At 71.6% G+C, this 25,276-nt stretch carries 22 protein-coding genes; 9 read left to right on the forward strand and 13 right to left on the reverse strand.

What is annotated here, in order from left to right:
• Positions 1-184: 184 nt before the first annotated feature.
• On the reverse strand, positions 185-1,705 hold the full coding sequence (locus OG210_RS24080) for a leucyl aminopeptidase (RefSeq protein WP_328325769.1): 1,521 nt from the start codon (positions 1,703-1,705) through the stop codon (positions 185-187).
• A 161-nt stretch (positions 1,706-1,866) separates the two neighbouring features.
• On the reverse strand, positions 1,867-2,631 hold the full coding sequence (locus OG210_RS24085) for an adenosylcobinamide-GDP ribazoletransferase (protein ID WP_328325767.1): 765 nt from the start codon (positions 2,629-2,631) through the stop codon (positions 1,867-1,869).
• A gap of 68 nt (positions 2,632-2,699) precedes the next feature.
• Here OG210_RS24085 and OG210_RS24090 point away from each other — a divergent pair, with 68 nt between their 5' ends.
• A complete protein-coding gene (locus OG210_RS24090) occupies positions 2,700-3,479 on the forward strand; it encodes a hypothetical protein (RefSeq protein WP_328325765.1) in 780 nt (259 codons plus the stop codon).
• Here OG210_RS24090 and OG210_RS24095 read toward each other — a convergent pair.
• From OG210_RS24095 to OG210_RS24110, 4 genes are all read right to left on the reverse strand, one after another.
• Positions 3,368-4,168, reverse strand: a complete 801-nt coding sequence (locus tag OG210_RS24095) for a hypothetical protein (RefSeq protein WP_328325763.1) — start codon at positions 4,166-4,168, stop codon at positions 3,368-3,370. The genes OG210_RS24090 and OG210_RS24095 overlap by 112 nt on opposite strands.
• The gene (locus OG210_RS24100) at positions 4,132-5,898 is read right to left on the reverse strand and encodes a phosphatidylglycerol lysyltransferase domain-containing protein (RefSeq protein ID WP_328325761.1); all 1,767 of its coding nucleotides are present in this window, start codon (positions 5,896-5,898) and stop codon (positions 4,132-4,134) included. Before OG210_RS24100 ends, OG210_RS24095 begins: the two co-directional genes overlap by 37 nt.
• Before the next feature lie 75 nt (positions 5,899-5,973).
• Entirely contained in the window at positions 5,974-7,221 is a 1,248-nt protein-coding gene (cobT, locus tag OG210_RS24105) for a nicotinate-nucleotide--dimethylbenzimidazole phosphoribosyltransferase (protein WP_328325759.1), read from the reverse strand.
• Between the two features lie 84 nt (positions 7,222-7,305).
• Positions 7,306-8,511 (reverse strand): bifunctional adenosylcobinamide kinase/adenosylcobinamide-phosphate guanylyltransferase, encoded by a 1,206-nt coding sequence (locus OG210_RS24110; RefSeq protein ID WP_371538642.1) that lies wholly within the window; start codon positions 8,509-8,511, stop codon positions 7,306-7,308.
• Between the two features lie 150 nt (positions 8,512-8,661).
• On the opposite strand from OG210_RS24110, the gene OG210_RS24115 reads away from it, so the two are divergent.
• Positions 8,662-8,913, forward strand: a complete 252-nt coding sequence (locus OG210_RS24115) for a hypothetical protein (RefSeq protein ID WP_328325755.1) — start codon at positions 8,662-8,664, stop codon at positions 8,911-8,913.
• A gap of 94 nt (positions 8,914-9,007) precedes the next feature.
• Here the strand turns inward: OG210_RS24115 and OG210_RS24120 are convergent, their stop codons facing one another.
• The 3 genes from OG210_RS24120 to OG210_RS24130 form a co-directional block, all read right to left on the reverse strand.
• Entirely contained in the window at positions 9,008-10,123 is a 1,116-nt protein-coding gene (locus OG210_RS24120; RefSeq protein WP_371538645.1) for a S1C family serine protease, read from the reverse strand.
• A gap of 124 nt (positions 10,124-10,247) precedes the next feature.
• Positions 10,248-11,000 carry a methyltransferase domain-containing protein gene (locus OG210_RS24125; protein WP_328335386.1) on the reverse strand — a complete coding sequence of 251 codons (753 nt, stop codon included), beginning with the start codon at positions 10,998-11,000 and terminating at the stop codon, positions 10,248-10,250.
• A 41-nt stretch (positions 11,001-11,041) separates the two neighbouring features.
• On the reverse strand, positions 11,042-11,638 hold the full coding sequence (locus tag OG210_RS24130; RefSeq protein WP_328325751.1) for a DUF3043 domain-containing protein: 597 nt from the start codon (positions 11,636-11,638) through the stop codon (positions 11,042-11,044).
• 277 nt (positions 11,639-11,915) lie between these two features.
• Here OG210_RS24130 and OG210_RS24135 point away from each other — a divergent pair, with 277 nt between their 5' ends.
• The 5 genes from OG210_RS24135 to OG210_RS24155 all read left to right on the forward strand — a co-directional run bounded on the left by OG210_RS24135 (position 11,916) and on the right by OG210_RS24155 (position 18,571).
• A complete protein-coding gene (locus OG210_RS24135; protein WP_371538648.1) occupies positions 11,916-12,695 on the forward strand; it encodes a PspA/IM30 family protein in 780 nt (259 codons plus the stop codon).
• Between the two features lie 9 nt (positions 12,696-12,704).
• Positions 12,705-12,983 carry a hypothetical protein gene (locus OG210_RS24140; protein WP_328325748.1) on the forward strand — a complete coding sequence of 93 codons (279 nt, stop codon included), beginning with the start codon at positions 12,705-12,707 and terminating at the stop codon, positions 12,981-12,983.
• A gap of 249 nt (positions 12,984-13,232) precedes the next feature.
• Positions 13,233-14,519, forward strand: a complete 1,287-nt coding sequence (locus tag OG210_RS24145; RefSeq protein WP_371538650.1) for a sensor histidine kinase — start codon at positions 13,233-13,235, stop codon at positions 14,517-14,519.
• Positions 14,516-15,196 carry a response regulator transcription factor gene (locus OG210_RS24150; protein WP_328325744.1) on the forward strand — a complete coding sequence of 227 codons (681 nt, stop codon included), beginning with the start codon at positions 14,516-14,518 and terminating at the stop codon, positions 15,194-15,196. The genes OG210_RS24145 and OG210_RS24150 overlap by 4 nt, the downstream gene beginning before the upstream one ends.
• A 192-nt stretch (positions 15,197-15,388) precedes the next feature.
• Positions 15,389-18,571: an efflux RND transporter permease subunit gene (locus tag OG210_RS24155; RefSeq protein ID WP_328325742.1), complete on the forward strand. Its 3,183-nt coding sequence runs from the start codon at positions 15,389-15,391 to the stop codon at positions 18,569-18,571.
• 109 nt (positions 18,572-18,680) lie between these two features.
• Here the strand turns inward: OG210_RS24155 and nadA are convergent, their stop codons facing one another.
• The gene (gene nadA, locus OG210_RS24160) at positions 18,681-19,871 is read right to left on the reverse strand and encodes a quinolinate synthase NadA (RefSeq protein ID WP_328325740.1); all 1,191 of its coding nucleotides are present in this window, start codon (positions 19,869-19,871) and stop codon (positions 18,681-18,683) included.
• A 312-nt stretch (positions 19,872-20,183) separates the two neighbouring features.
• On the opposite strand from nadA, the gene OG210_RS24165 reads away from it, so the two are divergent.
• Entirely contained in the window at positions 20,184-20,540 is a 357-nt protein-coding gene (locus tag OG210_RS24165) for an iron-sulfur cluster assembly accessory protein (protein ID WP_164264231.1), read from the forward strand.
• 113 nt (positions 20,541-20,653) lie between these two features.
• Here OG210_RS24165 and OG210_RS24170 read toward each other — a convergent pair whose 3' ends face one another.
• Positions 20,654-22,123: a hypothetical protein gene (locus OG210_RS24170; RefSeq protein WP_328325738.1), complete on the reverse strand. Its 1,470-nt coding sequence runs from the start codon at positions 22,121-22,123 to the stop codon at positions 20,654-20,656.
• 152 nt (positions 22,124-22,275) lie between these two features.
• Positions 22,276-22,494 (reverse strand): hypothetical protein, encoded by a 219-nt coding sequence (locus OG210_RS24175; protein WP_328325736.1) that lies wholly within the window; start codon positions 22,492-22,494, stop codon positions 22,276-22,278.
• A gap of 135 nt (positions 22,495-22,629) precedes the next feature.
• On the opposite strand from OG210_RS24175, the gene OG210_RS24180 reads away from it, so the two are divergent.
• Complete coding sequence (locus tag OG210_RS24180; RefSeq protein WP_328325734.1) at positions 22,630-23,604, forward strand: carbohydrate kinase family protein; 975 nt, start codon at positions 22,630-22,632, stop codon at positions 23,602-23,604.
• Between the two features lie 45 nt (positions 23,605-23,649).
• Here OG210_RS24180 and OG210_RS24185 read toward each other — a convergent pair whose 3' ends face one another.
• Positions 23,650-25,110: a cysteine desulfurase/sulfurtransferase TusA family protein gene (locus tag OG210_RS24185; RefSeq protein WP_371538654.1), complete on the reverse strand. Its 1,461-nt coding sequence runs from the start codon at positions 25,108-25,110 to the stop codon at positions 23,650-23,652.
• Positions 25,111-25,276 lie beyond the last annotated feature (166 nt).

Raw genomic sequence — 25,276 nt, forward strand, 5'->3', positions numbered from 1 at the left:
GCACTTGTCGGCCGCCGACGAGACGCCGGGCCGCAGTGCGGTACGTCCCATCCGCCCTCCGGGCCGCTCACCCGGGCGTACGCACGTACGGATTTCGTTCAGGGCGAACACCGGCAAAGGCAGGGCAAAGCCGTACGGCCCCGGGCGGGGAGCCCGGGGCCGTACGGGAGGTGCGGTGGTGCGATCAGCCGAGGTCGCCGTCGGCGGTGCGCTCCGCGAGGCGCACCAGGGTGCGGATCGCCGAGCCGGTGCCGCCCTTGGGGGTGTACCCGAAGGGACCCGCCTCGTTGAAGGCCGGGCCCGCGATGTCCACGTGGGCCCAGGTGATGCCCTCGCCGACGAACTCCTTCAGGAACAGACCGGCGACCAGGCCGCCGCCCATCCGCTCACCCATGTTGGCGATGTCGGCGGTGGGGGAGTCCATGCCCTTGCGCAGGTCGGCGGGGAGCGGCATCGGCCAGGACGGCTCGCCGACCTCCTCCGCGATCTCGTGCAGCTCGGTACGGAAGGCGTCGTCGTTGGACATGATGCCGAAGGTGCGGTTGCCGAGTGCCAGCACCATCGCGCCGGTCAGCGTCGCCACGTCGACGATCGCGTCGGGCGTCTCCTCGGAGGCCTTCGCCAGCGCGTCGGCCAGCACAAGACGGCCCTCGGCGTCGGTGTTGAGGACCTCGACGGTCTTGCCGCTGTACATCCGCAGCACGTCACCCGGGCGGGTGGCCGAGCCGGACGGCATGTTCTCGGCGAGCGCCAGCCAGCCGGTGACGTTGACCTGGAGGCCGAGCCGCGCGGCGGCTACGACGGCGGCGAACACGGCGGCGGCGCCGGCCATGTCGCACTTCATCGTCTCGTTGTGGCCGGCCGGCTTGAGCGAGATGCCGCCCGAGTCGTACGTGATGCCCTTGCCGACGAAGGCGAGCGACTTCTCCGCCTTGGAGTGCGTGTACGAGAGCTTCACCAGCCGGGGCGGGGCCTCCGAACCGACGCCGACGCCGAGGATGCCGCCGAAGCCGCCCTTGGTGAGGGCCTTCTCGTCGAGCACCTGCACCTTGATGCCGTGCTCCTTGCCGGCCGCCGTGGCGACAGCGGCGAAGGAGGCCGGATTCAGCTCGTTCGGCGGGGTGTTGACCAGGTCGCGGGCGCGGTTGATCTCCTCGGCGACGGTCACCGCGCGCTCGGCGGCGGCCTTGTGCGCCTTGTCCCGCGGCTTGGCTCCCAGCAGGGCGGCCTCGCCGAGGGGACCCTTGGCGTCCTTGGGGACGGCCTGGAACGTGGTGAAGGCGTACGCCCCGAGCAGCGCGCCCTCGCCGATCGCCTGGACGTCCTCGGCGGCGGTGACGGGCAGCGCGAACGCGGCCTTCTTGGCGCCGGCCAGCGCGCGGGCGGCGACACCGGCCGCGCGGCGCAGTGTCTCCTCGGCGAACTCGTCCCCGGCATCCGTCTTGTCCGGTACGGCGCCGAGCCCGACGGCCAGGACGACCGGGGCCTTGAGGCCGGCGGGTGCGGGGACCTTGGTCGCCTCGCCCTCGGCACCGGTGGCACCGAGGGTCTCCAGAACGGCGGCGAGCTTTCCGCCGAACGCCTTGTCCACGGCTTCGGCGCCCGGTGCGACCACGGGGCCCTTGGCGCCCTTCGCCACGCCTACGACGACGGCGTCGGCGCGCAGCGTTGCGGCGCCGGCCGTGCTGAGAGTGAGAGCAGTCACGGTGGTGAAATCTCGCTTCCGTTGAGTTGGTCGGTGGCCGATGGATGGGGCCGCCCCGCCGCAGAGCCTACGCTCGGTGACGGAAATCGCCCACGCGGGCTGCTTATTAGACAGAGCGGCAAATAGAGTGGGGTGTCAGGGAGTCCGTCCGGACCGGGCGGTCACCCGAACGTCAGCACCACCAGGGCCGCCGTCGCTGCCGTCTCGGCCAGCGCGCCGAACACATCCCCGGTCACCCCGCCGAAGCGGCGTACGCAGTGCCGCAGCAGGAGTTGGGCCGCGCCGAGCGCCAGCAGCACGGCCAGTGCGTGCCGCAGCGCACCGTACGGACCGAAGAGCGCGCCCGCCGCCGCGCACACCGCGGTGACACCAACGGCCGTGCCCAGCGCGGCCGCTGCGGGCACCGCCCCGGCCACCGCCGCGCCCAGCCCGTCCGGGCGGGCGGCCGGAACGCCCCGGCGGCAGGCGAGCGTCAGCGCCAGCCTGGCCGCGAGCGCGCAGACGACCGCGCCGGCCGCTCCGTGCGCCCAGCCCTCCCCGTACAGCCGGTCCAGCGCGGCGACCTGGGCGAGCAGGACGAAGACCAGCGTCACCACGCCGAACGGGCCGATGTCCGACTGCTTCATGACGCGCAGCGCGTCGTCGGCCGGCTTCGCGCTGCCGAGTCCGTCGGCGACGTCCGCGAGGCCGTCCAGATGCAGACCGCGGGTGAGGACCGCCGGCACGGCCGCGCTCACCACCGCGGCGAGCAGCGGCCCGGGACCGAGCAGCAGCACCGGTGTGCCGAGCGCCGCCGCGCACACCCCCACGACCAGGCCGGCCAGTGGGGCGCAGAGCATGCCCGAGCGTGCCGCGGCCCGGTCCCAGCGCGTCACCCGGACCGGGAGGACCGTGAGCGTGCCGAAGGCGAAACGTATGCCGTCCATGGCGCGCAGGCTATCCGCAGGCGAGGGCGGATAAGTTACGCGGAACAGTCAAAAGGGAAGCAGGTGGCATGGGTCACTGGTGGGCGCGGAACATTGTGGAACCCGGCAAGCTCCCGCTGACGCTGGCGCTGTTCTCCTTCGTCCTGTCCTTCGTGATCGTGCGGTCGATCGCCCGGCTGATCCGGGCGGGCCGCGGACCGTTCCGGAACATCACCCCCGGCGGCATGCACATCCACCATGTGGTGCCCGGCGTCGTCCTGGTGGTCATCGGCGGCTTCGGCGCGGCGGCCAGCGGGAGACAGGGGGTGGGCGGCGCGGTCTGGGCGGTCGTCTTCGGAGCCGGGGCGGGCCTGGTTCTCGACGAGTTCGCCCTGCTCCTCCACCTCGACGACGTGTACTGGAGCGAACAGGGCCGCAAGAGCGTGGAGATCGTGGTGCTGACGGCGGCCATGGTGGGGCTGATCCTGGGCGGCTTCCTGCCGTTCGGGGTCAACCAGGTGTCGTCCCAGGAGGCCCACGACCGGACGACGGTCGTGGTGAACGTCGTGCTGGACTTCGCCTTCGCGCTCATCGCGCTGAGCAAGGGCAAACCCCGGACCGCCCTGATCGGCGCCGTGGTCCCGTTCGTCGCCCTGATCGGCGCCGTCCGGCTGGCCCGGCCGGTGTCCCCGTGGGCCAAGCGGTTCTACCGCACCAGGCCCCGGACCCGCGCCAGGGCGATCCGGCGCGCCTACCGTCACGACAGGCGCTGGGCGGGCCCCCGGCGCCGGCTGGAGGAGTTCATCGGCGGCGCCCCCGACCCGGCCCGGACCAAGCTGCCCGGACGGGACGGCGGGCCGCCCCGCTGAAGCCGGCGGTCCTGCCAGGCCGCCAGGGCGCAGAGCGCCAGCGCCGCCAGGATCGCCGCCAGATGTTCCTTGCCCGCCAGGTTGTCCTTGGCGACCACCTCGATGATCATGCCCACGATCACCGCGCCGGTCGTCCACCGGGCGCCCAGCCGCCAGCAGACGAAGACGGCGAGACCGACCACGGCGGCCGAGGGCCCGGTGTCGACGATCAGCGCGTCCGACGCCTTCACGCCGAAGACGTTGTGCGGCCCGAACGAGATCGCGGCGCGGGCGTACAGCGTCCCGGCGAGCGTGGTGACGTACGAGATCAGCAGCGTCCGCCACCAGCCGATGCAGATCTCCGCCATGCCGAACACCAGCAGGATCTGGACCAGCGCGCCCCAGACCGGCAGGTCCAGCGCCGGTACGAACAGTGAGAGCGGGGTGCGCAGCAGCGCGAGCCAGAGCGGGTCCATCGCCCGGACGAACCCGATGTCGTGCACCGGCCGCAGCCCCCACGACTGGTTCTGCACGATCTGGAAGCACGCGGTCAGGGCGACGGAGCCGAGTGTCAGCGGGACGGCACGCCACTTCTTGCTGACGAGCGCCGTCCGTACGGTGGTGAACAGCGGCCCCCACTCGCGGCGGGCCGCGGCGCGCAGGGCGCCCCGGTTCACCGTCTGGTCCCGAGTGGCTTGCGGTGCAGCCACTTGGGAAGCCCGGGGGCCTCCAGGAATCCCTCGGCGCGCGCCGAGGCGACAGCGATGCGCAGCAGATCCGCGCTCTTCTCGAACAGCATGAAACGGGGCTCCCAGATCGGCCGGTACTTGGCGTTGGCGCGGTACAGCGACTCGATCTGCCACCACCGTGAGAAGAAGGTGAGGAACGAGCGCCAGAGCCTCAGCACGGGGCCGGCCCCTAGCTTCGAGCCACGTTCGAAGACCGATCTGAACATCGCGAAGTTGAGTGAGATCTGAGTGATCCCGATCTCCTTCGCCCGCTGCAGGAGTTCGATGATCATGAACTCCATCAGGCCGTTCTCGGCCTCCCGGTCACGGCGCATCAGATCCAGCGAGAGCCCTTCCGGACCCCAGGGCGCGAAGCTCAGGACGGCACGCAACTCGCCCTCGCCGTCAGTGCATTCGAGCATCATGCAGCGGCCGTCCGCCGGATCGCCGAGCCGGCCGAGCGCCATCGAGAACCCCCGCTCGGTGGCTCCGTCGCGCCAGTCGTCGGCCCGGTGCAGCAGGTGCTCCATCTCGGCATCGGGGATCTCCCCGTGCCGCCGGATCCGGACCGTGTACCCGGCGCGCTGCACCCGCTTGTACGCCTGGCGCACCGTCCGCATGGCCCGGCCCTCCAGGGTGAACTCCGCGGTGTCCACGATGGCTTCGTCGCCGAACTCCAGCGCGTCGAGGCCGTGCCTGGCGTAGACCGTGCCGGCCTCCTCGCTCGCCCCCATCACCGCGGGCAGCCAGCCGTGCTCGCGCGCCTCGGCCAGCCATGGCTCGATCGCCCCCGGCCAGGCTTCCGGATCGCCGATCGGATCACCTGAGGCGAGCGAGACCCCGCCCAGCACCCGGTAGGCGACCGCGGCCTTGCCCGTGGGGGACCACACGACGCTCTTGTCGCGGCGCAGTGAGAAGTAGCCGAGCGAGTCGCGCTCGCCGTGCTTGTCCAGGAGGGCGCGCAGCCGCTCCTCGTCGTCCGGGGTGATGGGGTCGACGGCCCGCCGGGAGCGGAAGGCCGCGAAGAGCACCGCGAGCAGCAGCAGGGTGGACATGACGTTGATGAAGACGTCGACCCAGGCGGGGGTCTCGATGCCCTGGAGGCGGGAGTCGTTGGGGACCAGCGAGATCAGCCGCATCACGCCGTACCGCCAGCGGTCCAGGAACGTCGAACGGTACGTGTCATGGGCCGTGTTGGCGATGGTCACCAGCAGCGCCGCCAGCAGCGAACAGGCCAGCAGCCCGCCCACGGCGACGGCGGCGGCCAGCTTCGGGTTGGACCGGTCGCCCTTGGCGTAGAACTCCCGCCTGCCGATCAGCAGCGACAGGACGAAGGCGGCGGTCAGCGCCAGCGAGACCCAGTTCTGCGCGTACCTGCGGAACTCCGGGAAGCACATGGCCAGCACGAGCACCAGCAGGAAGAGTCCGCTCATGACCAGGTTGAGCAGCCAGGCGGCCCGCTTGCGGCGGCGCATGGTGATCGCCAGGAAGAGGCTGAAGGCACCCGACGCGAAGCCCGCGGTGAGCAGATAGGGCGTGAAGAAGTACTCGGTGTTGTGCCGCCGCACATCCTGGCCGAGGGACACCCAGGCGGCGCCCAGCAGGTTGATGAACGTCACGGCACGCAGGTACCAGACGGCGAATGCCGCACAGCGGCGCGACCGGACCGTGGTCAGGGGGGTGCCCCCGGCGGATGTACGGACGTCTCCCATGAAACGCGATGATATGGGGCGCCGGGTTTCCTGCCGGGACCTGCTGCGGCCGACGGCAGGCCGCCGGCCGCGGTGCTACTCCCCACTGTCTCCCGCTGATGGCCCCGACGCCATCGAAGTCGCGTCATTCCCGGCCGGGTTGGGTGTGTTTCCGGCCGGATCGGCCTCAACGGAGTGGGCCGCGGCCTCGGTTTCCGATGAGGATTCCGCTGCGATTTCCGATGCGGTTCCCGCTGCGGGTTCCGAGGCGGCCGCCTCCGCTTCCCCGGCACTGTCCGCCGTACGCTCCGGGAGCTCCGCCGCCAGTGCCGCAGCGGCCTGCACGAGCGGGAGCGCGAGCAGCGCACCCGTGCCCTCGCCCACCGTCACACCGTGGTCGAGCAGCGGGGTGAGCGCCATCCGGTCCAGCGCCTTCGCCTGGGCCGGTTCACCGCTGACCTGGCCGACCAGCCAGGATTCGGGGGCGCGGAAGGCGGCCCGCTGGCCCACCAGCGCGCACGCCGCCGAGACCACCCCGTCGAGGATCACCGGCAGCCGCCGGACCGAGCACTGCAGCAGGAACCCGGTCATCGCGGCCAGATCCGCGCCGCCGACCGCGGCGAGCAGCTCCAGCTGGTCGCCGAGGACGGGGCGGGCCCGGCGCAGCGCGTCCCTGACCGCGGCGCACTTGCGCATCCAGACGAGATCGTCGATGACCGCTCCGCCGCGCCCGGTGACGACCGAGGCGTCCGTACCGCAGAGTGCGGCGATCAGCGTGGAAGCGGCCGTGGTGCCACCGACGCTCAGATCGCCCAGCACGACCAGATCGGTGCCCGAATCGGCCTCCTCGTCCGCGATGGCCATGCCGAGACGCACGGCCTGCTCGGCCTCTTCGACGGTGAGGGCGTCCTCGATGTCGATCCGTCCGGTGCCCCGCCGTACCCGGTGGCGTACGACCTCTTCGGGCAGCAGCGCCGGGTCGCAGTCGAGACCTGCGTCGATGATCCGTACGGGCAGCCCGAGCCGGCGGGCCAGCACCGCGACCGGGCTCTCGCCGTCGAGCACGGCCCGCACCAGTACATGCGCGCTCTTGGCGGGCCGCGCCGACACCCCCCGTTCGGCCACACCGTGATCGCCCGCGAACAGCACCACGCGGACGTTGTCGACCGGCCTGACCGGCACCGCGGACTGCGCCGCCGAGAGCCACTCACCCAGCTCGTCGAGCCGGCCGAGCGCCCCGGGCGGGACGGCCAGCCGCTCCCGGCGTTCCTCGGCTTCGCGCCGTACGCCGCTGTCGGGGCGTTCGATCAGATCGGAGAAGTCGTCGAGATTCAGCGCGCTCATTCGCCGAACAGTACCGGCACCTTCCCGGCGGGACGCCGCGCGGCCCATACGTCCCTTCTGTGCGTCGGACGGCCGGGGCTGGGCTCAGCCGCGCAGCACGACCGCCTGCCCGGCGACGACCAGGAGAACGTGCTCGCACTCGGCTGCGAAGGCCGCGTTCAGCCGCCCGAGTTCGTCCCGGAAGCGCCGTCCCGAAGCGGTCGCGGGCACCACACCCGAACCCACCTCGTTGCTGACGGCGACGACCATGCGCCCGGTGGCCCTGACCGCGGCGACCAGCTCGCTCACCCGCGTCCGCAGCGCCCGTTCGCCGCCGTCCGCCCACCGCTCGTCGTCCCAGGCGCCCACCCGGTCCATCGCGTCGGTCAGCCACAGCGACAGGCAGTCGATCAGCAGCGGCGGTCCGTCGTGCTCCGCCAGCAGCGGCAGCAGGTCGCAGGTCTCCTCGGTCCGCCAGGATCCCGGCCTGCGCTCACGGTGCAGCCCCACCCGGGACGCCCACTCGGCGTCGCCCTCGCGGCTGCCGCCCGTCGCCACGTACACGACCCCGGGGAACCCCTCCAACCGCCGTTCGGCTTCCACGGACTTCCCCGAGCGGGCCCCGCCGAGCACCAGCGTGCGGCGCGGCAGATCGGGCACCGCGTGGTACTCGCCGACGATCAGCGTCGTCCCGTCCGGTACCGCCCGCGCCCCCGCGGCGGCCAGCCGTCTCGCCAGTTCAGGACCCGGCGGCACCTCGTGACCGAGGTGCACGGCGAGCACATCGGTGGTGGCACCGACGGCCCCGGCCGCCCGCAGTCCGGCCAGGGCGTCCGGGCGTCCGACGACATCGGCCAGCACCATCTCGTACGGGGCCGGGCCGTCGTCCGGGAGCCCCGCAGGTGAGGCGCCCGGCGGCAGGTACAGCAGCCGCTCACCCTCCGGCGACGTCACCTCGTACCCGGTACCGGGGGAGTCCATCGCGACGGCCCGCACCCGGTGCCCGCTGATCAGCGTCAGCACGCGTCCGTCGGCAGCCCGGCCGGCCTGCGGCAGCCCGGCCGGCAGTTCCACCGGGGGCCCGTCGTGCGGATGGGTGAGCAGCACCTGGCGTACGCCGGCCAGCGAGTGCCCGGCGCGTGCGGCGGCCATCGCGGCCCCCGGAGTGAGGTCGAGCAGCAGTACGCCGTCGATGAGCAGCGCGGTCGCCGCCCGCGCCCGGTCGCCCCGGGCGGCCGCACAGACGGCGCAGGGACAGTCGGGACGGGGCAGCCCGTCGGGGGCACCGGTGCCGAGGAGAGTGAGTTCCACAGGAAGATCCTCCCGCGCGGCCGCTCGCGGTGCTCGCCCGGCTACGCTGCCAGCAGGCTGTGAACCCGCCGGGGAGACCCGTACGGGAACCCGGCCGGCCGAAGACAGCGTGGCAGCAGCGTGTCATCCAGTGGCATCCAGGAGGCGGACATGGCATGGACGTGGCGGTTCGAGAAGTCCGACGGTACGGAGACCCAGCCGGCGGTGGCGCCCGATGAGTTCACCACGCAGGGCGACGCGGAGTCCTGGGTCGGCGAGGTGTGGAAGGAGCTCGCCGACGGCGGCGCCGACCAGGTGACGCTCTTCGAGGACACGACCAAGATCTACGGCCCGATGAGCCTGCACCCGCAGGAGACCGCGGACGGCGCGGACGGCGCGGACGCGGCCGGTCCGGCGGCCTGAGACCCCGTTCCGGCAGCGGTGAGGGGCGGCGCCCGCACGGGCACCGCCCCTCACCGCCGTCCGGTGCTGTTCCCGGCCGGCACCGGCCCAGGTCCTACATCGTGCCGAGCGTGACCTCGGCAGTCTTCGCGCTGCTGCCGCGCTCGTAGCCGACCTTGACCTTCTGCCCCGGCTTGTACGAAGCGAGCACCTCGGAGAGCGCCGTCAGCGACTTGACCGGGGTGGAGCCCACCCGGGTGACGATGTCCCCGGTCCGCAGTCCGGCGGCGCCCGCCGCGCCGCCCTTCGTGAGGGCGACCACCGCGACCCCCGCGGGCTGGAAATTGGCGCCCACCACGGTGCGCCCGGTGATTCCCAGGGCGGCCCGGCCCGAGTTGGAGACCTTGCCGTTCTTGATGATCTGGCCCGCGATGTTGGTCACCATCGAGGCCGGGATGGCGAAGCCGATGCCGGGTGCGGCGCCGCTGCCGAGCTGCGGGTCGGTCGCCGCGAGCGTGGGGATACCGATGACCTTCCCGTCCAGGCCGACCAGCGCGCCCCCGCTGTTGCCGGGGTTGATCGCGGCCGAGGTCTGCACCATGTTCCCGATGGTGGCTCCGGTGCCGCCGCCGGAGCTGCCCTCGCTGACGGTGCGTCCGGTGGCGGAGACGATCCCCTGGGTGACGCTGCTGGAGAGCCCGAGGGGCGAGCCCAGCGCGAGCACGATCGTCCCCATGTCGACCTTGGAGGACTGGCTGAACGAGGCGGCCTTCAGCCCGGACGGCACCTTGTCGAGCTTGATGACCGCCAGATCCTGTGCGGGGTAGCTGGAGACGAGCCGGGCGTGCAGCTGGCCGCCGCCGGTGGCCGATGTGACCTTGAACTGCTTGCCCTTGCCCACCACATGGGCGTTGGTGACGATGTCGCCCTTGCCGTCGTAGACGATGCCCGAGCCGAGGTCGTTGCCCGACTCGATCTGGACGACCGACGGCAGAACGTTCTTGATCACCTGCTCGTAGTTGCTCTGCAGAGCGTCCCCGCCGGTGGTGGCGGCGGAGCCGGCGGCCACCGACGGGGACGCCGAAGGACCGGAGCGGGCGGCGGGACCGGACGACGAACCGGAACCTGAGCAGCCGCCGATCAGGGCGACGCCACAGATTCCTGCGGTCAGCGGCAGCAGCAGCCGGCGCGCACGGCTACGGACATGGCCACGGGTACGGGAGGAATCCATGTCCGTAGTGTCGCTTTTGGCAAGTGGGGTCTGCCTGCGGTGCGCCGCCGATCAGGGGAAGACCGGAACGGAGGACCCAGCAGGAAGACGCGGACAGGGCGCAGAGAGCAGACCCGTCCGGGCGTCAGCCCCGTACACCGCACAGATGCAGCAGCGCCGCCACGTTCTTGTACGGTTCGGTGCGCCCGGCGCGGTCCTCGGCCGCCAGCAGCTGGTCCAGCTCATGGGCGGACGGCAGCTCCTCGTCGTTGCCCACGTTGTCCGTGAAGACCCGGACCCCGTACCAGGCATGCAGGGGAGCGGCGATCCCGGCCAGGGTGGCGGTGACCGCTTCGAGCCGGTCGGCGCGCGCGGTCAGGCCGAGCCGGTTGGTGTACGTGTCGCTGTCGAAGGCGGCCAGCGCGGCGGGCCAGTCACCAGCCATCCCCGGCCGCATGGCGAGCGCGTCGGCGTTCCGCACGAGCAGCGAGAGCAGTCCGCCGGGTGCCAGCATCCGGGCGAGACCGGCCAGCATCGCGTCCGGCTCATCGGCGTACATCAGGACGCCGTGGCAGAGCACCACGTCGAAGCTGCCGGGCAGGAAATGCGCACCGGTCTCCCGGCCGTCCCCGTCCAGCAGCCGCATCCGCTCACGGATGCCCTCGGGCTCGGTGGCCAGTGCGTCACGGGCCACCTTGAGCATCGCGGGGTCGGACTCCAGGCCGGTCAGGGTGTGCCCGGCGCGGGCCAGCCGCAGGGCCTGGGTGCCCTGCCCGATCCCGACGTCGAGGATCCGCAGCCGCTGCCCCACCGGGAAACGCGCCGCGAGCTGCTCGTCGAGCTGGCGCGCGACGAGCTCCTGGCGGACGGTGTTGCGGAGCCCTCCCAGGCCCTTCAGCCAAGCGGCCGAAGCGCCCTCGAACCCCGGTACGCCCGTGCTCAGGGCCGCTCTCCGCGCTTGACCTGCGGCTTCGGCAGACGCATCCGGCGCATCTGGAGCGTGCGCATCAGGCCGTAGGCCAGGGCGCCGCCCTTGGGCTGGTTCGGGAAGCGCTCGTTCATCTGCTTCCTCATCCGGAACCAGATTCCGGCCGAGTCGATGATGATCAGCACGATCACGATGAGCCAGAGCAGCAGCGCGATGCTCTGGATGCCGGGCACCTGGATGACGCTCAGTACCAGGATGACCACGGCGAGCGGCAGGAAGAACTCGGCGAGGCACCAGCGCGAGTCCACGTAGTCCCGCGCGAAGCGGCGGACCGGGCCCTTGTCCCGGGCCGGCAGATAACGCTCGTCACCGCTGGCGAGAGCCTCACGCTGCTTCGCCATGTCCGCACGGCGGGCCTCGCGCTGACGCTTGGAGGCCTCCTTGCGGTCGGTCGTGGGAGTGACCGCGCGGCGTCGCTGGGACTGCGCCTCATTCCGCTTGGGGGTGGGGCGACCTTTGGGGGCCTGCGGGTCGCGGGGCTGCTTGGAGAGGTCCGGCGTCACCTTGGAGGTGCGGGCCTTCTCTTCATTGGCGCGGCTTCGGAACACAAAGCCCAAGGGTACGGGGTGCTGTGCGGGGCGCCAGGACCGAGGGGGAACGATCCCGCAACGGTCTGCCCGGCCGGGAGTCCCCTGCACTGGTTCCGCCGGTTCTGCGGGGCTTTCCCCGAGGTGCTCCTACTCCCTGCGCGGGAGTAGGAGCACCTCAGCTCGTCCTGGAGGAGGAGCGCATCCGCTCCCGAACAGTGCGGTAATGGATGTAGGCCCCGTAGTGTGGGTTCAAGTGCTGGAGCTGAAGTCCGTCAGAAGGGGGCGCGCGAAGCCCATGAGCGGTGTCATGAAGCGTATGGGAATGATCTTCCGCGCGAAGGCCAACAAGGCCCTGGACCGGGCCGAGGATCCGCGCGAGACCCTCGATTACTCGTACCAGAAGCAGCTCGAACTGCTTCAGAAGGTACGCCGTGGGGTCGCCGACGTGGCGACCTCGCGCAAGCGTCTCGAACTGCAGCTGAACCAGCTGCAGGGACAGTCCACCAAGCTGGAGGACCAGGGACGCAAGGCCCTCGCGCTGGGCCGTGAGGACCTGGCCCGGGAGGCGCTGTCACGCCGTGCGGCGCTGCAGCAGCAGGTCACCGACCTGGAGACGCAGCACCAGACGCTGCAGGGCGAGGAGGAGAAGCTCACTCTCGCCGCCCAGCGTCTGCAGGCCAAGGTCGACGCCTTCCGTACGAAGAAGGAGACCATCAAGGCCACCTACACGGCGGCCCAGGCGCAGACCCGGATCGCCGAGTCCTTCTCGGGCATCTCCGAGGAGATGGGCGACGTCGGCCAGGCCATCGCACGGGCCGAGGACAAGACGGCCCAGCTGCAGGCCAGGGCGGGTGCGATCGACGAGCTGCTCGCGTCGGGCGCTCTGGACGACCAGTCCGGCATGGGCAAGGACGACATCTCCGCCGAGCTGGACCGGATCTCCGGTGGTACGGATGTGGAGCTGGAACTGCAGCGCATGAAGGCCGAGCTGGCAGGCGGGTCCTCCGCGTCCCAGCAGGCCATCGAAGGCAGTGAGCCGCAGGACAGGCCCCATCCGAATCTGGACAAGCAGTAGGGAAGCGTCATGATCGTACGGATCATGGGTGAAGGTCAGATGGAGCTGGCCGACAGCCACTTCACGGAGCTCAACAAGCTGGACGACGAGCTGCTCGTCGAGGTGGAGGGCGGCGACGAAGCAGGTTTCCGTCGCACACTCCACGCCCTGCTCGACAAGGTCCGGGAGCTGGGAACGCCACTCCCTGACGACTCCCTGGCTCCCTCGGAGCTGATCCTGCCGCCCGCCGAAGCGACACTGGCGGACGTCAGGGACATGCTCAACGATGACGGTCTGATCCCGGGCTGAGCCGCTCCACGGCCCGTCCGGACCGCTCCGGCGACCTTCTTGCCCGGCGCCCCGTCCCGTACCGCCCCCTCCGGCCTGCGACAGGTCCTGGGGGACGGAACAGGACGGGGCGCCGTGCTGTGCGCGGAGATGTCCTCTGCGGATGCGGTACCGCGGACGCGCTGTGCGCGCAGATGCTGCGTGCGGAGCTGCTGCGTCAGGACAAGGGCCCGGCCGAGCGGCCCGACCACGCCTCGGCACGCCGTACCGTTGCTGGACGTGACCCCACCGTCGAAAGCCGCCACCCGCTATGCCCGGGCCAGCGGCTGGCTGCGCGCCCATCCGATGGCGCTCGACGCCGTGCTGGCCCTGGCGGTGCTCATCTGCATGATCACCGGTTCGTTCGCCTCCACCGGTGGCCCCGACGGCCCGACCTTCGGCACCCGGAGCCCCGAGCTGCGCAGCGTCATCCTGATGCTGGTGGGCGCCGCGGCCCTGGTGCTGCGGCGCCGCAGCCCGGTGCCCGTGCTGGCGGTGACCGGCGCGGTCACCATGGTCGAGCTGATCGCGGGGGAGCCGCCGGCGCCGGTGGCGATGAGCGCGGTCATCGCGCTCTACACCGTCGCCTCCCGCACCGACCGCCCCACCACCTGGCGGGTCGGGCTGCTCACCATGGCCGTGCTGACGGCGTCGGCGATGTGCTTCAGCCGGACCCCCTGGTACTCGCAGGAGAACCTCGGGATCTTCGCGTGGACCGGAATGGCGTCGGCGGCGGGCGACGCCGTACGCAGCCGCCGCGCCTTCGTCGACGCCATCCGGGAGCGTGCCGAGCGGGCGGAGCGCACCCGGGACGAGGAGGCCAGGCGCCGGGTCGCCGAGGAGCGGCTGCGGATCGCCCGTGACCTCCACGATGTCGTCGCCCACCACATCGCCCTGGTCAACGTCCAGGCCGGAGTGGCGGCCCACGTCATGGACAAGCGCCCCGACCAGGCCAAGGAGGCGCTCGCCCACGTACGGGAGGCCAGCCGCTCCGCGCTCAACGAACTGCGCGCCACCGTCGGCCTGCTGCGCCAGTCCGGCGACCCGGAGGCACCCACCGAACCGGCGCCGGGACTCGCGGTGCTCGACGAGCTGGTCGACACCTTCCGTAACGCCGGACTCCCGGTGGAGGTGGCCTGCAACCCCGAGCGGACCGCCATGCCGGCCGCCGTCGACCTGGCCGCGTACCGGATCATCCAGGAGGCGCTGACCAATGTGCGCAAGCATGCGGGGCCCGGCGCGCGGGCCGAGGTCAGCGTGGTGCGGGTGGGCCCCGCCGTGGAGGTCACCGTCCTCGACGACGGCGCGGGCCGGTACGGCGAGGGGCGGGGCGCGGCGGCCGGGCCGGAGAGCGCCGGATACGGCCCGGCGGCTGACGGCGGGGGCCACGGCCTGACCGGGATGCGCGAGCGGGCGGCCGCGCTGCGGGGCTCCTGCTCGGCGGGGCCCCGCTACGGCGGCGGCTTCCGCGTACAGGCGATACTGCCGGTCACGGCCGGAGCGGGGGAGGACGTATGACGATCAGGGTGTTGCTCGCCGACGATCAGACGCTGCTGCGCAGCGCGTTCCGGGTGCTGGTGGACTCGGAGCCCGACATGGAGGTCGTCGGGGAGGCGGCGGACGGCGCGCAGGCCGTGGCCCTCGCCCGCTCGGAGGCCCCCGATGTGGTCCTGATGGACATCCGGATGCCCGGCACGGACGGACTCGCCGCCACGCGCATGATCAGCACCGACCCCGAACTCACCGCGGTACACGTGGTGATGCTCACGACCTTCGAGGTGGACGAGTACGTGGTCCAGTCCCTGCGGGCCGGCGCGTCCGGCTTCCTCGGCAAGGGCGCGGAGCCGGAGGAACTGCTCAACGCGATCCGTATCGCGGCGGCCGGGGAGGCGCTGCTCTCCCCGGTGGCCACCAAGGGGCTCATCGCGCGTTTCCTTGCCCAGGGCGGCAGTTCGGACGGATCGGACCCCGAGGCGTACGCGGGACGGCTCGCCGCGCTCACCGTCCGCGAGCGGGAGGTCCTCGTCCAGGTCGGCGGCGGCCACTCCAATGACGAGATCGCCGAGCGGCTGTCCGTCAGCCCGCTCACCGTCAAGACGCATGTGAACCGCGCGATGGCGAAGCTCGGGGCCCGCGATCGGGCCCAATTGGTGGTAATCGCCTACGAATCGGGCCTGGTCCACCCAAGGGCGTAGCGACGGCGTACTCCAGCTGCTGTATGCGCTGGATAAGCAGGGCACCTGGGAGCGACGAATCGGGCCTGCCGGATGGCTGAAGGTAGTCGTGGGCCATACGTGCCCCTCGCCTCATACCCCGCACACCCTCAGCCACTCCTCAGACATTCCTCCGGCTTCACCTGCCTCGCACCGCCACGGAAGAGAGACCCCATGTCCTGGCTGTCCAGATTCAGCCTCGCGCAACGGGCCCTGATCGGGCTGATATCGATCGTCGCCGTCGTCTTCGGCGCGATCGCGATACCGCAGCTCAAGCAGCAACTGCTGCCCACCATCGAACTGCCGATGGTGTCGGTGCTCGCCCCGTACCAGGGCGCGTCCCCCGACGTGGTCGAGAAGCAGGTCGTCGAGCCACTCGAAGACACGATCAAGGCTGTCGACGGCATCAAGGGCGTGACCTCCACGGCGAGCGAGGGCAACGCCGTGATCATGGCCCAGTTCGACTACGGCAACGGCACCAAGCAGCTCGTCGCGGATGTCCAGCAGGCCGTGAACCGGGCCCGGGTGAAGATCCCCGACTCGGTCGACCCGCAGGTCGTCGCCGGTTCGACGGACGACATCCCGACGGTCGTCCTCGCCGTCACCTCCAACAAGGACCAGCAGGCGCTCTCCGACCAGCTCGACCGCTCGGTCGTCCCGGTCCTGCAGAACATCGACGGCGTCGGCCAGGTCAGCGTCGACGGCGTGCGGGACCTCCAGGTCACCGTCACCCCCGACGCCAAGAAGCTGGCCGGCGCCGGACTGAACGCGGCGACGCTCAGCCAGGCGCTGCAGGCGGGCGGCGCCACGCTCCCGGCCGGTTCGTTCTCCGAGGACGGCAAGAGCCGCACGGTCCAGGTCGGCGGCGGCTACACCTCGCTGAAGCAGATCGAGGACCTGCGCGTCACCGGCCAGCCCGCGCCGGGCGGTGCGCCCACGGGCGGCCAGGCCCCGAAGCCGGTCCGCCTCGGTGACATCGCCAAGGTCGCCGAGCAGCCCGCGAGCGCGGTCTCCATCACCCGTACGGACGGGAAGCCCAGCCTCTCCGTCTCGCTGACGATGGACCAGGACGGCAGCGCCGTCGCCATCTCCGACGCGGTCAAGGACAAGCTCCCCGAGCTGCGCAAGACCCTTGGCTCCGACAGCGACCTGAAGGTCATCTTCGACCAGGGCCCGTCCGTCTCGAAGTCGATCTCCGGCCTCACCACCGAGGGCGCGCTCGGCCTCCTCTTCGCCGTGATCGTCATCCTGGTCTTCCTGGCGTCGCTCCGCTCCACCCTGGTCACCGCGCTCTCCATCCCGCTCTCGGTGCTCCTGGCACTGATCGTGCTGTGGACCCGCGACCTCTCGCTCAACATGCTCACCCTCGGCGCGCTGACCATCGCGATCGGCCGGGTGGTCGACGACTCGATCGTCGTCCTGGAGAACATCAAGCGGCACCTGAGCTACGGCGAGGAGCGCCGGACAGCGATCATCAGCGCCGTCCGGGAGGTCGCGGGCGCGGTCACGTCCTCCACGCTGACGACCGTGGCGGTCTTCCTGCCGATCGGCCTCGTCGGCGGCATGGTGGGCCAGCTCTTCGGCTCGTTCTCCATCACGATCACCGCGGCGCTGCTCGCCTCGCTGCTGGTCTCGCTGACGGTGGTCCCGGTCTTCTCGTACTGGTTCCTGCGCGCCCCCAAGGGCTCGGCAGGTGTCGACCCGCAGGAGCTGCGCCGCAGGGCCGAGGAGAAGGAGGAGCGCAGCCGTCTGCAGCGCTTCTACGTCCCGGTGCTGCGCTTCGCGACCCGGCGCCGTATCACCAGCCTGGTCATCGCGGCCGTGGTGCTCATCGCCACCTTCGGCATGGCCCCGCTGCTCAAGACGAACTTCTTCGACCAGGGCGACCAGGACACCCTCTCGCTCACCCAGAAGCTCGACCCGGGCACCAGCCTGCAGGCCGCCGACACCGCGGCCAAGAAGGTCGAGAAGGTCCTGGACGGCATCGACACGATCAAGGACTACCAGGTCACGGTAGGATCCTCCGGCTTCGCCGCTGCCTTCGGCGGCGGTACGGGCGCCAACCAGGCCTCGTACCAGGTGACCCTGAAGAGCGCCTCGGACTACGCCGCGACCCAGGACCGTATCGAGAAGGGCCTGGCCAAGCTGCACGGCATCGGCGACGCCAGCGTCGGCAGCGGCGGCGGCTTCGGCAGCCAGGACCTCAGCGTCGTGGTCAAGGCCGGCGACGGCGACACCCTCAAGAAGGCGTCCGAGCAGGTACGGGCGGCTGTGGCCAAGCTGGACCACGTCAAGGACGTCCAGAGCGACCTCTCGCAGAGCGTGCCGCGCATCTCGGTGAAGACCAACGCCAAGGCAGCCGCCGCTGGCTTCAACGAGACGACGCTGGGCGCGGCCGTCGGCCAGGCGGTCCAGGGCACCACGTCGGGCAAGGCGATCCTCGATGACACCGAGCGGGACGTCGTCGTGAAGTCGGCACAGCCGGCCGCCACCCTCGCCCAGCTGAGGAACCTCAGCCTCGGCGCGGTCAAGCTCGGCGACATCGCCACGGTCGAGCTGGTCCCGGGGCCGGTCTCGATGACCCGTATCGACGGCGCCCGCGCCGCGACGATCACGGCGAAGCCGACCGGTGACAACACGGGCGCGGTCAGCACCGCGCTCCAGTCCAAGATCAACGAGGTCGAGAAGACGCTGCCCAGCGGTGCGACCGTCCAGATCGGCGGGGTCTCCTCCGACCAGAGCGACGCGTTCAAGAACCTGGCGCTGGCCATGCTGGCCGCCGTCGCGATCGTCTTCATGCTGCTGGTGGCGACGTTCCGCTCGCTGGTCCAGCCGCTGATCCTGCTGGTCTCGATCCCGTTCGCGGCCACCGGCGCCATCGGTCTGCTGGTCGCCACCGGCACCCCGTTGGGTGTCCCGGCGATGATCGGCATGCTGATGCTCATCGGCATCGTGGTCACCAACGCGATCGTGCTGATCGACCTGATCAACCAGTACCGCTCGCAGGGTCTCGGCGTGGTCGAGGCGGTCATGGAGGGCGGCAGGCACCGTCTGCGGCCGATCCTGATGACCGCACTGGCGACGATCTTCGCCCTGCTCCCGATGGCGCTCGGCGTCACCGGCGAGGGCGGCTTCATCTCGCAGCCGCTGGCGGTCGTGGTGATCGGCGGTCTGATCACCTCGACGCTGCTGACGCTGCTGCTGGTGCCGACGCTCTACGCGCTGGTGGAGCTCCGCAAGGAGCGCCGCGCGGCGAAGAAGGCGGCCAAGCGCGAGAAGAAGTCGGGCGACGCGGCCCCGTCGGGCCCGTCGGGTGCCGACTCGCCGTCGGACGAGCCGGAGCCGGCGAACGTCTGACGCCCGGCACACCACACGAGCGGGCCCCGCACCGGCATCCGGTGCGGGGCCCGCTCGCGTTGTTCCGTGCCGCGGCCGGCGCCCGGGGGGCACTCGGGCGCGGGAGCCGCTACGGCAGTGCCAGCATCCGCTCCAGGGCCAGCTTCGCGTACCTCTCGGTCTCCGGGTCGACCTCGATCCGGTTCACGAGGTTCCCCTCGGCCAGCGACTCCAGCGTCCACACCAGATGCGGCAGATCGATCCGGTTCATCGTCGAGCAGAAGCACACCGTCTTGTCGAGGAAGACGATCTCCTTGTCCGGATGCGCGTTGGCCACCCGGCGCACCAGGTTGAGCTCGGTCCCGATCGCCCACTTCGAACCGGCGGGCGCGGCGTCGAGCGCCTTGATGATGTACTCGGTCGAGCCCACCTCGTCCGCCGCCGAGACGACCTCGTGCTTGCACTCGGGGTGGACCAGCACCCGTACGCCGGGTATCCGCTCGCGGACGTCGTTCACCGAGTCCAGCGAGAACCGCCCGTGCACCGAGCAGTGCCCGCGCCACAGGATCATCTTCGCGCCGCGCAGCTGCTCGGCGGTGAGGCCGCCGTTCGGCTTGTGCGGGTTGTAGAGGACGCAGTCGTCCAGCGACATCCCCAGGTCCCGTACCGCGGTGTTGCGGCCCAGGTGCTGGTCGGGGAGGAAGAGGACCTGCTCTCCCTGGTCGAAGGCCCACTCCAGGGCGCGCTTCGCGTTCGACGACGTACAGATGGTGCCGCCGTGCCGGCCGGTGAAGGCCTTGATGTCAGCGGACGAGTTCATGTACGAGACGGGTACGACGCGGTCGGCGATACCGGCGTCGGTCAGCACGTCCCAGCACTCGGCGACCTGCTCGGCGGTGGCCATGTCGGCCATCGAGCAGCCCGCCGCCAGGTCCGGGAGCACGACCTTCTGGTCGTCGGTGGTCAGGATGTCCGCCGACTCGGCCATGAAGTGCACGCCGCAGAAGACGATGTACTCGGCCTCCGGCCTGGCGGCCGCGTCGCGGGCGAGCTTGAAGGAGTCGCCGGTCACGTCGGCGAACTGGATGACCTCGTCGCGCTGGTAGTGGTGGCCGAGCACGAAGACCTTGTCCCCGAGCTTCTCCTTGGCCGCGCGGGCGCGCTCCACCAGGTCCGGGTCGGACGGGGAGGGCAGGTCGCCCGGGCACTCCACACCGCGCTCGCTCTTCGGGTCGGCCTCGCGGCCGAGCAGCAGCAGCGCGAGGGGCGAGGGCTGTACATCGAGATCCTGACGGGGCTGGGCGGTGGTCACGACACGCACCCTTTCTTCTCAAGAAACACGTGCGGCTTGTGCCGCTCCGGTGGAGCCGGTGCGGACACCGGGGCCTTCTCGTCTAAATGACGCTATTTATCATAGCTGCTTCACGTCACATTGACGATGCCAATCTCGTCAATGTGACGTATCCCTGGACGCCCAGTTCTGTGACGCGGCGGAAAGGGTGTGCGAGCATGAAGGGGCAAAGAGAAGTGCCAGGCCCGGAATGAATCCGTGGCCCTGCCGGTTGCAATGGTCGGCAAGCAGTCCGTACTTCCCCTGCCTCGGCGGGGAGACCCCATCCCGGGAGTGAAGCAGATGTCCGTATCGGACGAGAAGACCACGGTGAGCGACGGCATCCTCCTGTCCGACGCTGCCGCGTCCAAGGTCAAGGCCCTGCTCGACCAGGAAGGCCGTGACGACCTCGCGCTCCGCGTCGCCGTCCAGCCCGGCGGCTGCTCGGGCCTCCGTTACCAGCTCTTCTTCGACGAGCGCTCGCTCGACGGCGATGTGGTCAAGGACTTCGGTGGAGTCAAGGTCGTCACCGACCGGATGAGCGCCCCGTACCTGGGCGGCGCATCCGTCGACTTCGTGGACACCATCGAGAAGCAGGGCTTCACGATCGACAACCCGAACGCCACCGGCTCCTGCGCCTGCGGCGACTCGTTCAGCTGAGTCCTGAGCAGAGTTTTCAGGCAGGACGCCCAGAGGCGGCGGTCCCGGGATATCCGGGGCCGCCGCCTCTGTCGTGTCTCCAGCCGGTTATGCGGTACGGGGCCGCGTCCCCCTCACATCCGGGGTACGGGGTCACCGTTCGCCGCGTTGACGACCTGCCGGCTCCCCAGCGGCTGTTCCAGCACCACCTTCTGCGTCACCGCGCCGATGATGTCGGGGCAGACCGTCCCCGGCTTCGGGGTCGGCGCGGTCAGCGCCACCCGTACCGTGTCCTTGTTCTCGGTGGTCCGTACGCCGTACCGGCCGCACATCCGGCCCGTGATGCGCAGGGTCAGGGTCCGTCCGTCGGCGCGGTAGGCCGTCGGGGTCTGGTCCGAGCCGCCGGGACGGTTGCCGCCCCCGGACGGCTCCGGCTTCGTCAGATAGCGGTCCGCCACCGCCGGCGCGGTGACCGTGGCGGGTCCGGCCGCACCCGCGGGCCGTGTCTCGAACAGCCAGGAGGGTACGAGGATCTGCCGCCCCCCGGCCAGCCGCACCGCGAGCCCCAGCTCCGCGTGGCTCACGGTCACCTGCCGGGACCCGGGGGCCTTGCCCGGCGGCGTGCAGGGCCCGGACGGCGGCGCGCTCGCCGTGCCGGTGCCGCTGCCGGTGTCGGCGGCCGAGTGCTCGGTGAGCGGCTCCATCGTCGCGCAGCCCCCGGTCCCGGCGCCCGCGGCTCCGGCTGTGGGCGCGTTCAGTCGTTTCAGTGCGTCGGACGCGCTGATCAGCGGATACTCCGCACCCTTGACGGGAGCCTTCAACGGGCCGCTGCCGCCGGTCAGTCGGCCGTCCGCTCCGATCTGCAGCCCGGTCGTCCAGCCGTACGTGGGCAGTCCGCCGATCTTCGGGTCGGCGTTCACCACCCGCACCGACCCCATCACCCGGCCGGCGTCGAGCTTCGCGTCACTCTCGCCCAGCGCCTTCAGCACCGGAGCCGCCGCGGCTTTCGCCGCCCGCTCGCTCACGGCCCTCCCGCCATCGGCCGAGGCGGTGCCGCCGGTGGAACAGAGCTTCCCCCGCGGGCAGTTGTCGCTGCCACCGCTGCCGAACCGGGTGAACGTCCAGGTGCCGGGGGCCTGCCGGGCGACCTGGAGCAGCGGGCCCGAACCGTCCTGGGCCGCGCCCACCTTCCAGTCCGTACCCACGAGCCGCGGTGTGCCCGGCACACCGAGTGCGGCGGCCAGCTTCGCCACGTCGGCGGAGCTGACGGCGCCGTCGACCCGGTACACCGGAGCCGTCTTCGGCGGGGCCGGGAAGGTCCCGGTGGAGCGGTAGACGGGCCCCCGCGGGTCGGGTTCCCCCGGTGCGATGCCCGGGGGGCCGTCGCTCCGGGCCGACTGGTCCAGTGCGAGGGGAGGCGGGTCGGTGGTGCCGCCGGGGGCGCCGCTGGTCTCCGTGCCGCCGTTGTCGTGGCCGACCGCGGTCGCCGCCCAGTAGGCTCCGCCGCCTCCGGCCAGCAGCACCGCTGCCGCCACCGAGGTGACGACAGCGGGGGACCGCCGCCGGGGACGCGCCGTGTCGTGCTCGGGTCGCTCGCTGCTCACCGCATGCTCCTTCGACTCCGCTGCCGTCCACTGCCGTGTGGCCGTTCCCCCGTGCGGGGGAACGGAGGTGGGACGGGGCAGGGGAGCGCACGGTTCCCTGTGCTGTCTGTCCTGCTGTCTGCCTGCTGCTTCGGCTGTCCGCGCCGGGCCGCTCAGTCCCCGTACTCGGACATGGCGTCGATCAGCCGCGCGGAGGCGGGCGGCACCGTGACCCCGTGGATCAGGGACGGGGGTACGGGCTCGGGCGCGGGTCCTACGGGCACCACCCAGTGCGGGGCCATGCGCGCGCAGTCGCCGCGCAGGTCGGTCAGGTCGGCTTCGGACTCGGACTCGGACGGGGCTGCGGGGTGCGGCGCGATGGAGTTCGGCATATCGCCACCGTAGGCATGGGGCGGCCTGCGGAGAAAGCCCTACTATCGGGTAGTTTCCTCCCTTCGAGCCGAGGGGCGTGAACCGGTAGCGTGAGGTGTCAGCCTCCCTCCGCCGCATCCGCAGGAGTCCTCGCCGTGCGTATCGCAGTCACCGGCTCCATCGCCACCGACCACCTCATGACCTTCCCCGGCCGCTTCGCCGACCAGCTGGTCGGCGATCAGCTCCACACGGTCTCCCTCTCCTTCCTGGTCGACAACCTCGACGTACGGCGCGGAGGCGTCGGCGCCAACATCTGCTTCGGGATGGGCCAGCTCGGTACGGCCCCGATCCTGGTCGGCGCGGCCGGCTCGGACTTCGAGGAGTACCGCGCCTGGCTCGACCGGAACGGTGTGGACACCGAGTCGGTCCGGATCTCCGAGGTCCTGCACACGGCCCGCTTCGTGTGCACCACGGACGCCGACCACAACCAGATCGGCTCGTTCTACACGGGCGCGATGAGCGAGGCCCGCCAGATCGAGCTCCAGTCGGTCGCCGAGCGCGTCGGCGGTCTCGACCTGGTGCTGATCGGTGCCGACGACCCCGAGGCGATGCTCCGCCACACGGAGGAGTGCCGCACCCGCTCGATCCCGTTCGCGGCCGACTTCTCGCAGCAGATCGCCCGGATGTCCGGTGAGGGCATCCGTACGCTGCTCGTCGGCGCGACGTACCTCTTCTCCAACGAGTACGAGAAGGGGCTCATCGAGTCCAAGACCGGCTGGACCGAGGACGAGATCCTCGACCGGGTCGGCCAGCGCGTCACCACGCTCGGCGCCCGGGGCGTCCGGATCGACCGAAGGGGCGAGGCCCCGATCGTGGTCGGCTGCGCCGAGGAGGAGGCGAAGGTCGACCCGACGGGCGTGGGCGACGCGTTCCGCGCGGGCTTCCTGTCGGGGCTCTCGTGGGGCGTCGGCCTGGAGCGCGCGGCGCAGGTCGGCTGCATGCTGGCCACGCTGGTGATCGAGACGCTGGGTACGCAGGAGTACACCCTGCGCCGCGCCAACTTCATGGACCGCTTCACCAAGGCGTACGGCCACGACGCGGCGGCAGAGGTCCAGCCCCACCTCCAGTAGCCCACCGGACCCCGGGGTGCCTCCGTGCGGCCCCGGCGGACCGGCTCACGACACGCGGCGCACCCGGAAGGCGGTACCCCCGTCGACCGGGTGCGCCCCCTCGTACTCCTGCCCCCGCATCTCGCACCACGCCGGCACATCGAGCCGCGCGGCCTCGTCGTCCGAGAGCACCGTCACCACCCCGCCCACCGGCACGTCCCCGATCACCTTGGCCAGCTCGATCACCGGGACCGGGCAGCGCTTCCCGAGCGCGTCCACGACCAGCTCCGCCGCGGGGCCGGCCCCGGATCCCGCCGCGGCCGCACGGTCCGGTGCCGCCGCGGCCTCCGCGGGCGGCCCCGCCTCCGCACCCTGCACCGGACCCCGGGCGGCGCCCCCCACGGCGCCCAGCCGCTCCCGTACGGAACGGACCACGCCCGGCAGCACCTCCAGGAACCGGTCGACGTCCGCCTCCGCCACGCCGAGCGGCAGCGAGACGCGTACGTTCCCCTCCGAGAGCACCCCCATCGCCCGCAGCACATGACTGGGCGTCAGCGTGCTGCTGGTGCAGGACGAACCGGATGACACGGAGAAACCGGCCATATCCAACTCGTGCAGCAGAGTCTCCCCGTCGACATAGAGACAGGAGAACGTCACGAGATGCGGCAGCCGTCGCACCGGATCGCCGACCACCTCGACGTCCGTCACCAGCTCGCCCACCGAGGCCCTGATCCGGTCCACGAGACCGCGCAGCCGTACCGACTCGGCCGCGGCCCCGGCCCGTACGGCCCGCAGCGAGGCCGCGGCGGCCACGATCGCCGGGACGTTCTCGAAACCGGCGGCGCGCCCCGACTCCCGCTCGTCCGCCGGGCCTTGAGGGACGAACCTCACACCCTTCCGTACGGCGAGCAGCCCCACCCCGGCCGGCCCGCCCCACTTGTGCGCACTCGCGGTGAGCAGCGACCAGTCCCCTTCGACCCGCCCCCACCCCAGCGACTGGGCCGCGTCCACCAGCAGCGGCACCCCGGCGGCCCCGCACGCGTCGGCGACCTCGGCGACCGGCTGTTCGGTGCCGGTCTCGTGGTTGGCGGACTGCAGGCAGGCCAGCGCGGTCCGGGCGGTCAGCGCGGCCGCGTACGTGTCCGGGTCCACGGCTCCGGTCCGCCCGACCGGCACTTCGGTCACCGAACCGCCGCCCGCCTCATGGGCCGCCGCCGAATGGAGTACCGATGAGTGTTCGACCGACGACACCACCAGATGACCGCCGACACGCCGACGGCCAGAAAGTGCGCCGGCAATTCCGGAGTGGACAGCCCGGGTGCCGGACGAGGTGAACACGAGCTCGTCCGGGCGGCACCCGACCGCATCGGCCGCCGCCTCGCGGGCCGCGTCGAGCAGCAGCCGCACCCGCCTCCCCTCCCGGTACAGCCGGGAGGGATCGGCCCAGCCGTCGTCCAGGGAGGCTTGCAAGGCCTGACGTGCGACGGGGTGCAGGGGCGCGGAGGACGCGGCATCGAAGTAGGACACGGCGCCACGCTAGTCTGCGCCTGCGGACGGACCGCCTGCCACGTAGGGGGAGGGATCGTCAGATCCCCGCCGGAAGCCGGGATTCCACCCCTTCGGGGTGTCGGGCGGCGCGTTGGGCACCCTCCCCGCGCGGCCCCAAATGGCCTCCAGTAGGGTTTGGTCCGCA

This window comes from Streptomyces sp. NBC_00466, assembly GCF_041433995.1.
Lineage (GTDB): Bacteria > Actinomycetota > Actinomycetes > Streptomycetales > Streptomycetaceae > Streptomyces.

Excerpts from the sequence above, each read along its gene's own strand:
- OG210_RS24155 (WP_328325742.1), top strand. The coding sequence starts at position 15,389 with ATGTCCTGGCTGTCCAGATTCAGCCTCGCGCAACGGGCCCTGATCGGG.
- OG210_RS24120 (WP_371538645.1), bottom strand. The coding sequence starts at position 10,123 with ATGGATTCCTCCCGTACCCGTGGCCATGTCCGTAGCCGTGCGCGCCGG.
- OG210_RS24140 (WP_328325748.1), top strand. The coding sequence starts at position 12,705 with ATGATCGTACGGATCATGGGTGAAGGTCAGATGGAGCTGGCCGACAGC.
- OG210_RS24175 (WP_328325736.1), bottom strand. The coding sequence starts at position 22,494 with ATGCCGAACTCCATCGCGCCGCACCCCGCAGCCCCGTCCGAGTCCGAG.
- OG210_RS24085 (WP_328325767.1), bottom strand. The coding sequence starts at position 2,631 with ATGGACGGCATACGTTTCGCCTTCGGCACGCTCACGGTCCTCCCGGTC.
- OG210_RS24135 (WP_371538648.1), top strand. The coding sequence starts at position 11,916 with ATGAGCGGTGTCATGAAGCGTATGGGAATGATCTTCCGCGCGAAGGCC.
- OG210_RS24100 (WP_328325761.1), bottom strand. The coding sequence starts at position 5,898 with ATGGGAGACGTCCGTACATCCGCCGGGGGCACCCCCCTGACCACGGTC.
- cobT (WP_328325759.1), bottom strand. The coding sequence starts at position 7,221 with ATGAGCGCGCTGAATCTCGACGACTTCTCCGATCTGATCGAACGCCCC.
- OG210_RS24150 (WP_328325744.1), top strand. The coding sequence starts at position 14,516 with ATGACGATCAGGGTGTTGCTCGCCGACGATCAGACGCTGCTGCGCAGC.
- OG210_RS24115 (WP_328325755.1), top strand. The coding sequence starts at position 8,662 with ATGGCATGGACGTGGCGGTTCGAGAAGTCCGACGGTACGGAGACCCAG.
- OG210_RS24165 (WP_164264231.1), top strand. The coding sequence starts at position 20,184 with ATGTCCGTATCGGACGAGAAGACCACGGTGAGCGACGGCATCCTCCTG.
- OG210_RS24090 (WP_328325765.1), top strand. The coding sequence starts at position 2,700 with ATGGGTCACTGGTGGGCGCGGAACATTGTGGAACCCGGCAAGCTCCCG.